The 13,296-nt window shown below is 61.2% G+C and carries 13 protein-coding genes; 4 read left to right on the forward strand and 9 right to left on the reverse strand.

What is annotated here, in order from left to right; all coding sequences use genetic code 11:
* Positions 1 to 364 precede the first annotated feature (364 nt).
* A complete protein-coding gene (locus tag TM49_RS02985; RefSeq protein ID WP_045679476.1) occupies positions 365 to 1,357 on the forward strand; it encodes a P1 family peptidase in 993 nt (330 codons plus the stop codon).
* 7 nt (positions 1,358 to 1,364) lie between these two features.
* On the opposite strand, the gene TM49_RS02990 is transcribed toward TM49_RS02985, so the two are convergent.
* The 5 genes from TM49_RS02990 to TM49_RS03010 form a co-directional block, all read right to left on the reverse strand.
* Positions 1,365 to 2,762 (reverse strand): efflux transporter outer membrane subunit, encoded by a 1,398-nt coding sequence (locus tag TM49_RS02990; protein ID WP_045679477.1) that lies wholly within the window; start codon positions 2,760 to 2,762, stop codon positions 1,365 to 1,367.
* A 97-nt stretch (positions 2,763 to 2,859) separates the two neighbouring features.
* Positions 2,860 to 5,994 carry an efflux RND transporter permease subunit gene (locus TM49_RS02995; RefSeq protein WP_045679478.1) on the reverse strand — a complete coding sequence of 1,045 codons (3,135 nt, stop codon included), beginning with the start codon at positions 5,992 to 5,994 and terminating at the stop codon, positions 2,860 to 2,862.
* 47 nt (positions 5,995 to 6,041) lie between these two features.
* Positions 6,042 to 7,283, reverse strand: a complete 1,242-nt coding sequence (locus TM49_RS03000; protein ID WP_045679479.1) for an efflux RND transporter periplasmic adaptor subunit — start codon at positions 7,281 to 7,283, stop codon at positions 6,042 to 6,044.
* A 150-nt stretch (positions 7,284 to 7,433) separates the two neighbouring features.
* Positions 7,434 to 8,039, reverse strand: coding sequence for a TetR/AcrR family transcriptional regulator (locus TM49_RS03005; RefSeq protein WP_045679480.1), 606 nt, complete (start codon positions 8,037 to 8,039; stop codon positions 7,434 to 7,436).
* On the reverse strand, positions 8,036 to 9,001 hold the full coding sequence (locus TM49_RS03010) for a phosphoribosylaminoimidazolesuccinocarboxamide synthase (protein WP_045679481.1): 966 nt from the start codon (positions 8,999 to 9,001) through the stop codon (positions 8,036 to 8,038). The genes TM49_RS03005 and TM49_RS03010 overlap by 4 nt, the downstream gene beginning before the upstream one ends.
* A gap of 134 nt (positions 9,002 to 9,135) precedes the next feature.
* On the opposite strand from TM49_RS03010, the gene TM49_RS03015 reads away from it, so the two are divergent.
* Genes TM49_RS03015 through brnA form a run of 3 tightly spaced genes read left to right on the forward strand, consistent with a single transcriptional unit; the run spans position 9,136 to position 10,311 of the window.
* Positions 9,136 to 9,786, forward strand: a complete 651-nt coding sequence (locus TM49_RS03015; protein ID WP_045679482.1) for a LysE family translocator — start codon at positions 9,136 to 9,138, stop codon at positions 9,784 to 9,786.
* 58 nt (positions 9,787 to 9,844) lie between these two features.
* Positions 9,845 to 10,099 carry a BrnT family toxin gene (locus TM49_RS03020; RefSeq protein ID WP_244464782.1) on the forward strand — a complete coding sequence of 85 codons (255 nt, stop codon included), beginning with the start codon at positions 9,845 to 9,847 and terminating at the stop codon, positions 10,097 to 10,099.
* Positions 10,096 to 10,311 carry a type II toxin-antitoxin system BrnA family antitoxin gene (gene brnA / locus TM49_RS03025; RefSeq protein WP_045679483.1) on the forward strand — a complete coding sequence of 72 codons (216 nt, stop codon included), beginning with the start codon at positions 10,096 to 10,098 and terminating at the stop codon, positions 10,309 to 10,311. Before TM49_RS03020 ends, brnA begins: the two co-directional genes overlap by 4 nt.
* Positions 10,312 to 10,338: 27 nt before the next feature.
* Here brnA and rlmN read toward each other — a convergent pair whose 3' ends face one another.
* The 4 genes from rlmN to TM49_RS03045 all read right to left on the reverse strand — a co-directional run bounded on the left by rlmN (position 10,339) and on the right by TM49_RS03045 (position 13,257).
* On the reverse strand, positions 10,339 to 11,562 hold the full coding sequence (gene rlmN, locus TM49_RS03030; protein ID WP_045684664.1) for a dual-specificity RNA methyltransferase RlmN: 1,224 nt from the start codon (positions 11,560 to 11,562) through the stop codon (positions 10,339 to 10,341).
* Positions 11,563 to 11,778: 216 nt separating this feature from the next.
* Positions 11,779 to 12,282, reverse strand: a complete 504-nt coding sequence (locus TM49_RS03035; protein WP_045679484.1) for an invasion associated locus B family protein — start codon at positions 12,280 to 12,282, stop codon at positions 11,779 to 11,781.
* Positions 12,283 to 12,516: 234 nt separating this feature from the next.
* The gene (locus tag TM49_RS03040; RefSeq protein WP_045684666.1) at positions 12,517 to 12,897 is read right to left on the reverse strand and encodes a YkvA family protein; all 381 of its coding nucleotides are present in this window, start codon (positions 12,895 to 12,897) and stop codon (positions 12,517 to 12,519) included.
* A gap of 54 nt (positions 12,898 to 12,951) precedes the next feature.
* Positions 12,952 to 13,257: a 4a-hydroxytetrahydrobiopterin dehydratase gene (locus TM49_RS03045; protein ID WP_045679485.1), complete on the reverse strand. Its 306-nt coding sequence runs from the start codon at positions 13,255 to 13,257 to the stop codon at positions 12,952 to 12,954.
* Positions 13,258 to 13,296: the final 39 nt, after the last annotated feature.

Consider the following 13,296-nt stretch of genomic DNA (forward strand, 5'->3'; position numbering starts at 1 on the left):
CTCGCCACGTTTCTCTTTCCTCAATATTCAATTGTCCAAATAACTGACGACTGGAACCAATCGTCAAAAACGCGCTTCCCGTGCCAAAACCTTTTGAGTTCAAACACGTCAATCAGCAAAGCTAATCGGCGGAAGTGAGGTCAACGTTGTTGGTCGCGAGAACGACCGTCGACCCCGTCGGTGATGCGCATATAGGGTGAAGCGCCCGGCAAAGTCAACACGCTATTTTCAAAAAACTGTAAAAAAGCGATCGGGCACCGCATTCATTCGGCTCCCCAGATCGTTTGCTGCTATCAAGGTTGAAGCCTGGGCGGCCTGCCCGTCGACCGCCCTCCCCCCGTTTCCGTCGGTCAGGAGAACGACCATGCTGAACCTCATCACCGACGTCGCCGGCCTTGCCGTCGGACATGCTCAGGACCTCGACCTTGCATCGGGCGTCACCGCCATCGTCTTCGATCGTCCGGCGACCGCTTCGGGTCTGTCGCTCGGCGGCGCACCGGGAAGCCGGGACCAGCTTCTCCTTGATCCGGCACGCACCGTCGAGACGGTCGACGCCTTCGTTCTGTCAGGTGGATCGGCCTTCGGGCTCGACGCGCCGGGGGGAGCACAATCGGCGCTTAGAGCCGCCGGGCGCGGCCTCGCCATCGGCCCGGCGCTGATTCCGATCGTCCCCGGCGCGATCCTGATGGACCTGCTCAATGGCGGAGACAAGGACTGGGGCCTGCATGCCCCCTACCGCGATCTTGGCTATGACGCCTGCCGCAACGCCGCACCCGGTCCGTTTGCGCTCGGCACCATCGGCGCCGGAACCGGCGCCACCACCGTCAACCTCAAGGGTGGTCTCGGCTCGGCGAGTGCGACGAGCGTTGCCGGCCATGTCGTCGGATCGCTCGCAGCCGTCAACGCGATGGGGAGCGTGACGATCGGCGACGGTCCGCATTTCTGGGCCGCGCCGCTCGAACGCGACGGCGAGTTCGGCGGCCTCGGAATGCCATCTCCGCTACCCGAGGATTGGGACCGGCTCCGGATCAAGGGCGGGCCGACGACCGCGACCACGATTGCCGTGGTCGCCACCGATGCGCGGCTCACCAAGCAGCAGGCCTACCGGCTGGCGGTGATGGCCCATGACGGTTTTGCCCGTGCCATCCATCCGGCGCACCTGCCCTATGACGGCGATACCGTGCTCTCGGCGGCAACCGGCGTGAAGGATGCGCCGGACGATTTCGCCTTTGCCGAACTCTGCCTGCTTGCGATGACAACCACGGCGCGCGCCATTGCCCGCGGTGTCCATAACGCGAAAGCGCTCCCGCAAAGGGGAGCGCTTCCAAGCTGGAAAGACCGGTTCGAAAAGGGCTGAACGGTCGTTACTGGGCCGAATAGCCGCCGCCAATGGCGACATTGAGGGCCACGAAATCGCTCGCGGTCTGCGCCTGGGCGTCGGCAAGCTGGGCCTCGGCGTCAGACACTGCGCGCTGCGCATCGAGCACGTCGAGCAGTGAGGTGGCACCATCCTTGTAGCTCGAGGTCGAAAGATCGAGCGCATCGCGGTAGGAATTGACGGTGGCGCGCAGCGCGGCGACCGTGCGGCCGTCGCGGGTGGCAACGGCGAGCGCATTCTCGACTTCCTGAACCGCATTCAGCACCGTCTGCTTCCAGACGAGATAGGCCTGACGGGCCTGCGATTCGGACGACGAGACATTCGCCCGCAGCGCTCCGCCGTCAAAGATCGGCAGGTTGATCGCCGGGCCGAACGACCAGGAGGTCGTCCCCACATTGGACGACGAGGTCGAAGCGACACTGGCCCGCAGCGTGCCGGAGAGCGTGATCGACGGATAGAGCTGTGCCTCGGCGACACCGATCGCCGCGGTTGCCGCCGCCAGATTACGCTCGGCCTCGCGGATATCGGGGCGGTTGCGGATCAGATCGGCCGGGATGCCGCTTGCAAGGCTCGCGTGGTAGACCGGGATCGGCTTCACCTTGTTCATCTGGTCGATCAGCGTGGCGGCCGGCAGCCCCATCAGCGTCGACAGCGAGTAGACCGACTGGCGATACGAGGCTTCAAGCGTCGGGATGCTGGAAAGCTGGGCGTTGACGAGGCCTTCGGACTGGACCACATCGAGCCTTGAAGCAGCGCCCGCATCGAGCTGGAACTGGGTCAGGCGCAGCGTCTCGCGGCGGCTCTGCAGGTTGGACTTCGCGATCGCCAGCCTTTCCTGATAGAGGCGTGCCTGGATATAGGCGTTGGTCAGGCTGGAAATCAGCGTCAGCCTTGCGACATCGGCGGAAGCGTAAGCGGCGTCGAGCTGGGCCATGGCGGCTTCGCCGGAACGGCGATAGAGGCCGAAGAGATCCAGGAACCAGGAGACCGGGATCGAGGCCGCAGCCGTGTTCGACGTCTTGCGTGCGTTCGCCGACGAGCGGTCGCCGCCCGCCCCAGCACCGGTATCCGACCCCGTGAGGTCGACCTGCGGAAAGGCGCCGGCCGTCGAGGTCACGACATTGGCCTCGGCCTGGGCGATCGTCTCGAGTGCCTGCAGCACCGACAGGTTCTGCGCCAGACCCTGGTCGACATAGCCGTTCAACTGGCTGTCGTTGAAGCTCTTCCACCACGAAACCTCGGTGACGTCACCAACGCTCTTGGTACCGCCCTCGCTGAATTTGTCGGGAAGCGCCATTTCGGGCGCCTGATAATCGGGCCCGACAACGCAGCCGGACAGGAGCAGCATCAGCAGGGGAACGGGTGTAACGCGGCGCAATAGCATGAGAAATATCCTGTCAACTCGGCGTGTCCGCTTTACGGACCGTGTTGTCTTCATCTAAGCGCCGAGGCGACCCCGGCGCAATATGGTTAACGTGGTTTTAAACCACCTGTTGCTCATCTGCCGCTTTGTCTTCCTTCTTGCCGATGCCCATCAGCCGGCATACGGCGACGAAGAAGGACGGCACGAAGAAGATGCCCAGCGTGGTCGCCGCCAGCATGCCGCCGAAGACGGCGATACCGATGGCATTCTGGGCAGCAGAACCCGCACCGGTCGCAAGCACCAGTGGCGTCACGCCCAGAATGAAGGCGAGCGACGTCATGATGATCGGGCGCAGACGCATGCGGGCGGCGTGAACGGCAGCTTCGAAGAGATCATCTCCCTTCTCAGCCTGTTCGCGGGCGAATTCCACGATCAGGATCGCGTTCTTCGCTGCAAGGCCCATTGTCGTCAGCAGCCCCACCTTGAAGTAGATGTCGTTGTCCTGACCATCGAAGTGCGCCGCCACGACCGCACCGAGAATACCGACCGGAACGGCAAGCAGCACGGCGAACGGAATGCTCCAGCTTTCGTAGAGCGCGGCAAGGCAGAGGAACACGAAAATGATCGAGATCGCATAGAGGTAGGTGACTTCGTTACCCGAAATGACCTGCTGCAGCGACATGTCGGTCCATGCGACGGTGAAGCCACCCGGCGTCGATTCGACCTCGCTCACCAGCTCGTTCATGGCCTCGCCTGAGGAATAGCCAGGCGCCGTGCCGCCGGTGATATCGACGGCGGTGTTGCCGTTATAGTGAGCAAGCGACGGCGCACCAGTGGTCCACTCGAGGTCCGTGAAAGCCGAGAACGGCACCATGTCACCTGCGGTGTTGCGGGCATACCAGCTGTAGATGTCCTGCGGCTGCATTCGGTACGGCGCATCGCCCTGTACGTAGACCTTCTTCACCTTGTCATTCAGGGTGAAGTTGTTGATCTGCGAACCCGCATAGATCGTCGCCAGCATACCCGTCGCATCAGCGATGCTCACGCCATAGGCGCCAGCCTTCTGCTCGTCGATATTGATGCGAAGCTGGGTTTCGGGCGGAAGTGTATCGGTACGAACCTGCGCTGCAATCCCGCCGCCATTCATCTGCTGGATGATGCGCTGCGTGGTCGCGAGCGTTGCCGCCTGGCCCTGGCCGCCACTGTCAACGACATAGCCTGTCCAGCCCGTCGAGGTACCCAGGCCCGGAATGGCCGGCGGTTCGACGACGAAGACCTGCGCGTCGCGGATGTTCATGTAGAAGTACTGGTTGGCGCGCTGGGCAACGGCGGCGGCAGAGAGCGCCTTGGTGGTTCGATCCTCGAACGGCTTCATCTGCACGAAGCTCATCGCGTAATTCTGGCCCTGCCCCGCAAAGGAGAAGCCCAGAACCGAGAAGGTCGAATCAACCGCATCCGATTCCTGAGTGCGGAAATAGCTGGAGACCTGCCGCGTCACGGCATCGGTACGCGCCTGTGTCGCGCCGCTCGGAAGCGTGATGATCGTGAACAGCGAGCCCTGGTCTTCATCCGGCAGGAACGACTCTGGAAGCTGAACGAAGTAGTGGTAGACGCCGAACAGCAGCACGGCGAAGACCGCGAAGACGATGAGCGGAACCTTCAGGAGGAAGGTCACCGCATTCGAATAGCCGTTGGTGACTTTTTCGAAGCCGCGGTTGAACATGCCCGAAAGACCACGATCCTTTTTCGTCGGATCGACCGGCTTCAAAAGCGTGGCGCAAAGCGCCGGCGTGAAGATCATCGCAACCAGCACGGAGAGCACCATCGCCGCAACGATGGAGACCGAGAACTGACGGTAGATGATGCCCGTGGAACCGCCGATGAAGGCCATCGGGATGAACACGGCCGTCAGCACCATGACGATACCGACGAGAGCGCCCTGGATTTCGCCCATGGACTTCTGCGTCGCCTCCTTCGGCGGCAGACCTTCCTCGTGCATGATGCGCTCGACGTTTTCCACCACCACGATCGCGTCGTCGACAAGGAGGCCGATTGCCAGCACCATCGCGAACATCGTCAGCGTGTTGATCGAGAAGCCGGCGAATGCGAGCACACCGAACGCGCCGAGCAGGACGACAGGCACAACAAGTGTTGCGATCAGCGTTGCCCGGAGGTTCTGCAGGAAGACCAGCAGAACGACGAAGACGAGCACGATGGCTTCAACCAGCGTATGCACCACCTGCTCGATCGACAGCTCGACGAATGGCGTGGTGTCGTACGGGTAGATGATATCGACGCCCTGCGGCAGCGACGGCTTGATCGAGTTCATGAAGTCGGTGACCAGACCGGAGGTCTCCACCGCATTCGCGCCATTGGCAAGCTCGACGGCGAAGCCCGCAGCCGGGAGGTCGTTGTAAAAGGTGTAGAACTGATAGTAGCGCTGGCCGAGTTCGACTCGACCGACGTCGGACAACGTCACCGTTGCTCCGTTTTCGGTCGATTTCAGAATGATGTTTTCGAACTGGTCGACATTTTGAAGCTGGGTCGCCGAAACGGCGGTGATCGCCAGTTCCTGCCCCTTGACCGCCGGCGCGTCACCGATATTACCGACCGCGACCTGCTGGTTCTGCGCCTGGATGGCGTTCGAAACGTCAGTGACGGAAAGGTTATACTGGTTGAGCTTGAATGGGTCGAGCCAGATACGCATGGCGTAGGGCGTATAGAAGCCCTGCACGCTGCCCACGCCATTCAGACGCGAAACGCTGTCCGAGATCGAGCTGTCGATGATGTTGCCGAGATCGGCGGCCGAATACTGACCGCTGCTGTCGGTCAGCGCCACGACCATCAGGAAGCTCGAGGAGGAGCGGTTGACGGTAATACCGAGGTTGCGGACGATGTCGGGAAGCTGAGGCTGAACCAGCTGCAGCTTGTTCTGCACCTCGACCTGCGCGATTTCGGGATCGATGCTGGGGCCGAAGATGACCGAGATCTGCGACAGACCGGGACTTGATGTCGAGGTGATGTAGAGCATGTCATCGAAGCCGGAAAGACCGTCCTCGATCACGTTTGTCACCGTCGTTTCAACCGTTCTGGCACTCGCGCCCGGGAAGCTCGCCTGCAGCGAGATCGTCGTCGGAGCGATCTGCGGATACTGCGAGATCGGAAGCTGCGTAATGCCAAGACCGCCGATCAGCATGATCACGATGGCAATCACCCAGGCGAAGATCGGTCGGTTGATGAAGAAATTAGCCATAAAATTTTCCTCGAGCGCTTGGGTCTAGAGCCTGAACACCTTTACGCTCAGCCATTTCCACCTGCAGCCGGCGCTGCAGACGCACCACCGGAGGAACCACCAGACGCGCCGCCGGAAGACTGCGGATCATCGACAACAACACCATCTTCGTTGATGGATGCAGGAACGGGGGTGACGGTTGTCACGCCGCCGATCAGCCGCTGGAAGCCATCCACGATCAGCTTGTCGCCATCCGAAATCTGATCGGTCACCAGCCAGGAATTGTTGGATACCAGCGCATTATTGAACACGCGCGTCTCGACCTTGTTGTCCGAGGTCACGAACTTGGCCGAAACCTTGCCGCCGGCTTCGATCTCGGCTGCCAGCTGCGGAATGAGGTAAGCGTCCTCGTTGGCAAGTGTCAGCGTTGCGCGAACGAACATGCCCGGAAGCAGCGTGTTGTCCGGGTTCTCGAACACGGCGCGAAGATTGACCGAGCCGGTCGACTGATCGACCGTGCGTGAGGACACATCGAGATTGCCGGTCACGTCGTAGGTCGAGCCGTCGTCGAGCATCACATTGACCTTGACGTTCTGAAGGGCTTCTTCGGTATTGAGGTTGGCATATTTGCCGGAGCCGGCCAGCACCTGGGCCGCTGATTCGTACATGTCGACGTAGATCGGATCGAGCTGGTTGAGGCTGACGAGAGGGTCGGTCGAGGACGGCGACGCGAGGTTACCGATCGAAATGTTCGACACACCCAGAACGCCATCGAACGGCGCCACCACTTCGGTGTGGTCCAGATTGATCTGCGCAGACTTCACCGCAGCCTCGCCGGACTTCACGTCCGCCAGAGCCTGTTCGTACTGTGTCTGGGCGTCGGTCAGCTGGATTTCCGTGGCGCCCTGATTGACGATCCGCTTGTAGCGCTCGTAGTTCGCCTGCACGCCCGGCACCGTGGCATTGGCCTTGTCGAGGGTGGCCTGAGCCTGCGCCAGCGCGGCTTCATAGGTGTCCGGCTCGATCTGGTAGAGAAGATCGCCTTCCTTCACCAACTGGCCGTCCTTGAACGCCTTCTTGGTGATGATGCCGGTGACCTGCGGGCGGATCTCGGCGGAACGATAGGCAACGGCCCGCGCCGGCAGCGTGGTCGTGATCGGCACGGACTGCTTCGTCATGGTGATGACGCCGACCTGCGGCGGCGGCGGAGCCTGACCGCCAGCCTGTTGTTTGTCGCCCTCCTTGCTGCAAGCGGCAAGCGCAATAGCGAGGGCTGAAAGAGCGGCGATCGAAAGCTTGCGCGAAAGCATGGGCACCTATCCAGAAAAGAATAAAGTCGAACTCGGCCACTTTCTTAACACAGTCCCGCGACCTCAGGAACCGAGTATGTGGCCGTCCAGAAAAACGGCACGCGAAGCGACCGCAGGACAAAACCAATCAGTGACGTATCCGAGAAACCGTCACTTTGCAACGCGATATTTTAACCCGCCGTCAATCAGTTCCAGGATCAGCTGAGTTTTGTCGGAAAGTGTTGCCGGATCGGCACAACCCATCATCTTCGGATGGAGCACGCTCGCCATCATATCGACGATCAAGGCTGCGTCGAGCGCGGCATCGCCCGCCCGATAAATCCCCATTTCCATGCCCTCGGCGATCAGCCCTGTCAGGGTTTCCTCGACGAGGCGTCGATAGATTCGCCCACCCTTGGCGGGATCTTCCAGCACCAGAGGGATCATCTCGAAGAGGTATTGGTTCTCCGCCTTGTCGCGCATGTGCTCGCGGGCGAGCCGAGAGAGAAACAGAATCAGCTTCTCGTCCGGCGGCGCGGACGAATCGTCGATGCTGCAGCGTTCCGCCAGCCTTCGACCATGACGATAGGCCGTCGCCCGGCCGAGGGTCAGCTTGCTCTTGAAATGCTTGAAGACATTGGCAGGCGACATGTCGAGCTCGGCGGCGATATCGGCGATCGACACAGCAGAGTAGCCGCGCGCGCGAAACAGCCGCTCAGCCGTCTCGAGGATGGCCTCGCGCGTTTCCTCCGCCGATCGCCGCTGCCTGCGCATCATGCCTTCCCCCAAGACGCCTCCGGATAGTAGCGCGCGAGATTGCCCCTCACCCGCGCCTTGACGCTTTCGCCGCTGTCATCGGCAACGAATGCCTCGCCGGTGATCATCTCGAAGGCCTGAGCGTAAACCCCGGAGGCTGCCATGATGACATCGACCGGAATCTCCGGGATCGGATCCTTGTAGGGATCGCAGCGCGCCCCTACCCACGAGCGGATGAAATCCTTGTCGAAGCTTTCCGGTCGCTCGCCCGCTTCAAAACGGGTGGGATAGCTTTCCGCCATCCAGTAGCGGCTCGAATCGGGCGTGTGGATTTCGTCGGCAAGCAGGATATTGCCGTCGGCATCGGTCCCGAATTCATATTTGGTATCGGCGAGGATCAGGCCCCGGCCGGCAGCAATCTCCTGCCCGCTCGCAAAAAGCTTCAGCGCCGTCTCCGAGATCGCGGTCCACTGCGCTTCGCTCAACAGCCCGCGGCCGACGATCTCGTCCGCCGTCAGCGGCTCGTCATGGCCACCGTCGAAGGCCTTGCTGGTGGGGGTGATGATTGCCTGCGGCAGCACCTGATTGTCACGCATGCCGTCGGCGAAATCGATGCCGTAGATCTTGCGCTCGCCGCGCTTGTAGCGGGTCAGGATCGAGGTGTCGGTTGTGCCGGCGAGATAGCCGCGCACGATGACCTCGACCGGCAGAATATCGAGCCGCTTGCCGACGACGACATTCGGGTCGGGATAGGCGACGACATGGTTTGCGGCGATATCGGCCGTGTTCTCGAACCAGAAGCGGGCGATCTGCGTCAGGATCGCGCCCTTGTTCGGGATCGAAGCCAGAACCCGGTCGAAGGCGCTGATCCGGTCGGTGGTGACGATGATCCTGCGGCCATCCGGCAGATCGTAGTTTTCCCGAACCTTGCCACGGTAGTAATTTGGCAGCTCAGGAAAAAAGGCTTCATCGAGAACGCGCAAGAAACAACCCTTTTCTGTTTCGGCCCTGCCCGGTTTATTGCGATATATTGCAAAGCCGCTTCGCCCTCATTACAGATTGTTAACCTCGACGGCAATGACAATGAAGGCCCGCCGTGCCTTCGCGCAGGTGGCCCATGACTTTCATCCCGTCCCTTCCCGTGCTCCTGGCCTTTTCCGCCGCGACGCTGCTTCTGGCGCTCACCCCCGGACCGGACATGACTCTGTCGATCAACAAGGCGCTCAGCGAAGGTCGCGCCGCCGGACTGATGGTGCTGGCCGGCACCAATCTCGGCATCTGCGTGCACACCATGCTGGTCGCCTTCGGCGTTTCGGCCCTGATCATCGCCTCGCCCACCGCCTTCTTCGTGCTGAAAAGCGGCGGCGCGGCCTACCTGCTCTGGATCGCGGTGATGGCGATCCGCAAGGGCAGCAATTTCGTGCTGGAGGCCGAAGCGAAACCCGAGCGGCAGCGCGGCGCGCTGAAGGCAGCGATGCTGAACGGCTTCTGGGTCAATCTGCTGAACCCCAAGGTCATCATCTTCTTCATGACCTTCCTGCCGCAGTTCGTTGCTCCCGGCGATCCGAACGTCACCGGCAAGCTGCTGTTCCTCGGCTTCACCTTCATCGCCGTCGCCATCCTGCCGACCATCGCCATCGTGCTTGCCGCCGACCGGCTTTCCGGCTGGCTTGCGACCCACCGCCGGGTGCTGCGCGGCATCGACTACCTGTTCGCCGGCGTGTTTTCGCTGTTTGCGGTGAAGATCCTGCTCACGCATGCGCGGTGAACAATACAAACGCCCCACACTTAGTTGAATTGGTATAGTTATTATACCATATTTAAGTATGGTGTTTGAATACGACCCAGCCAAGAGCGCCGCGAACCTCACGAAACACGGTATAGACTTCGCGGAGGCCCAGGCTCTTTGGAATGATCCGTGGATGATCGAAGCACCGGCCAAAACAGAAGACGAGCCCCGGTTTCTCTCCGTGGGCTTGATCGGCGACAAGCATTGGGCCGCCATCTGGACACCCACGGGGCGAGGCCGTGCGCCTGATTTCAGTGCGCCGCGCCCGCAAAGAGGAGATCCGCTACTATGAAGGCAAATGAGTTCGACAAGACATTCGACGCCGGCAAGGACGTAAGCGACGCCATCGACTGGTCTCAGGCGCGCCGCCGCAACGACCAGCCCAAGCGCGTAAACGTTGACTTCCCCACCTGGGTCGTCGAGGCGCTAGACAGGGAGGCCCGGCATCTCGGGGTAACCCGGCAATCGCTCATCAAGCTCTGGATCGCCGAGCGTCTCCAGTGAAAGAATGCCAACGCAGCCGGAGAAACATCAATCCCCGTGATTGGCGATCATCATCGCCTCATAGGCCAGGCGCTCGGTCTTGCGCATGCGCTCCGATTCCGACTTGAGCTGGCCGCAGGCGGCGAGGATGTCGCGGCCGCGCGGCGTGCGGATCGGCGAGGCATAGCCGGCCTGATTGATGAAGTCGGCGAAGCGCTCGATCGTCTCCCAGTCGGAACACTGGTAGTTCGAACCCGGCCACGGGTTGAACGGGATCAGGTTGATCTTTGCCGGTACGCCCTTCAGGAGCTTCACCAGATCGCGCGCATCCTCGAGGCTGTCGTTGACGCCCTTCAGCATCACATATTCGAAGGTGATGCGGCGTGCGTTGGAAAGCCCCGGATATTCGCGACAGGCCTTGATCAGTTCTTCCAGCGGATACTTCTTGTTGATCGGCACCAGGAGATCGCGCAGGTCGTCGCGCACCGCATGTAGCGAGATTGCCAGCATGCAGCCGATTTCATCGCCGGTGCGATAGATTTCCGGCACGACGCCGGAGGTCGAGAGCGTGATCCGGCGCTTCGACAGCGACAGGCCATCCTCGGCCGAGGCAATCAGCAGCGCCTTCTTCACGGCGTCGAAATTGTAGAGCGGCTCGCCCATGCCCATCATCACGATATTGGTGACCTTGCGGTCCGATTCCGGGATGAAGGCACCGTTCGGCGCATCGCGATTCGGGAAATCACCAAGCGCGTCGCGGGCGACGAGCAACTGGGCGAGAATTTCCTCAGGCCGCAAATTGCGCACCAGACGCTGCGTGCCGGTGTGACAGAAGGAACAGGTGAGCGTGCAGCCGACCTGGCTTGAGATGCAAAGCGTGCCGCGGTCTTCTTCCGGAATATAGACGGTCTCGATCTCGACCGGCTTGCCGGCGCCATGGGCGGGGAAGCGGATCAGCCATTTGCGGGTGCCGTCCGAGGAAATCTGCTCGGTGACGATTTCGGGCCGGGCAATATCGAAGGCCTCGGCCATTTTCAGGCGCAGATCCTTGGCGACATTGGTCATCTCGGCAAAATCCGAGACGCCGCGCACATAGAGCCAGTTCCAGATCTGGTTGACGCGCATGCGCAGCTGCTTGTCGGCGATCCCGATTTCGGAGAGCGCCGCAGCCATTTCCGGCTTGGAAAGGCCGATCAGCGGGCGCTTGCCGGCCACCGTCTGCGGACGAGGCTTGGCGCGCTGAGCTTCGATATCGATTTCGGCGACGGACATCGTCATCTCCGTAAAACGCAGATTGCGGACCGCCGCCGGCAGCAGCACCGGGAAACGAAAGATCCGCAACGTGGGAAGAGTGGCCGGACAGCCCCGTTCCTGACGAGGCATCCTTCATTGCGCGAGCCTATATCACGGATATCGCCCGCCGTCATCCCTTTCGCGATAACGCAAAAAGCCCGGCCGGAGCCGGGTTTCGAAACGAAGCTCGATCGATCAGCTGCAGGAGCTGATCTTGTTGAGCGCGGCCGTGATGCCGATCAGCGAATAGGTGTGCTTGGTGCGGGTGCCGCGGGCGGAGGTGGCGTCCACTTCCATCGAGCGGCCGGCCTTCAGCGCGTTCACCAGCGTCGGTTCCTGCGCGGCATTTTCGAGCCAGGCGCCCTTTCCCTTGAAATACATCGGGAAGCTCTTGCCGTCGACGATGACATCGACCGTCGTACCCGGCTTCAGGTCGAAGCCCATCATCGCCTGCGGTTCGAGCGAGACGTTCTGGCCCGGATACTTCGTCACGACGAAGAAGTTGTCGCCATGGTCGACATTGGCGGGGTCCTTCTTGGCCGGAACCGAGAGGACATAGCAGACCTTGCCGGAATCGGAATTATAGGAATAGGCGACCCACGCATCGAATTTCTGGATCGGGGTCGGCGTCTGCGCGGCAGCGAGCGAGGCGCCGCTGAACAGAAGTGCCAGTACGAGGACGATTCTTTTTGCAAACATATGGATCCTGCCGATTTTCTGTGCTTGCCGCCGGCCGGCGCCGCCTCGGGCAGCCGGTCCGTTACGATGCGATTTTGTCTTTGATACGCATTCTAGGTTACCAAAATCTCAACGAAGCGCCAATTCGACGACCTCCATCAGGACCTGATGCGCATGAGGTAAACTCTGCGCACAAAAATGCCTTCAATCACGGCGAGAATGCGGCAGCCGGCGCCGACGCGGCAGGAAAGGCGATCACAATTTGCCCAGACCGGTCAGCGCGCTGTCAGCGCGATCATAATGCTCGTCGCTGATGTTGCGGCGGATCATGGTCATTGCCGCCGTCAGCACCGCCAGATCGTCGGTGAAACCGACGAAGGCAAAGATATCCGGAATGAGATCGGCAGGCATCACGAAATAGGCAAGCGCGGAATAGAGCACCACCCTTGCGCCGAGCGGCGTACCCCTGTCGGTGGCGCAGTAATAGGCGGCGACCGCGTCACGGGCGAAGGGGATATGGCTCGCCGTCCGCTTCAGTTTTGCCCAGAATCCGTCGCGCACGATCTTCTCGTTTTCGGCGCGGATATCCTCATCGCCGGGTTCGAGAATGTCGCCATACTTGATGTCATCGGTCATGAAACGCTCCTTCACACGCATCATGGCCCTGATATAGGGCGGCGGACCTGCCGATCAAAGACCGAACCGCCGAGCCGCTTCGTCCATGATCCCGGCAAGCGCGATGTCGCGGGTGCTGACGCCGCCGGCATCATGCGTGGACAGCGAAACGCCGACGCGATTGTAGGAATTGGACCAGTCGGGATGATGATCGAGCCGTTCCGCAGCCAGAGCGCATTCGCTCATGAAGGCGAAGGCCTCGCGGAAATCGGCGAACTTGAAATCCCGGGCAATGGCGGTTTCGTCTTCCGTCACCACCCAGTTTTCGACGGCTTGCAGCGCTTCATTGAGCGCTTCATGTTCCAGACGCGCATCATTCATGGCATTGTCTCCTTCACTCCACCCCAGTTTCGACCGGAA

The sequence above is a fragment of the Martelella endophytica genome, assembly GCF_000960975.1.
Lineage (GTDB): Bacteria > Pseudomonadota > Alphaproteobacteria > Rhizobiales > Rhizobiaceae > Martelella > Martelella endophytica.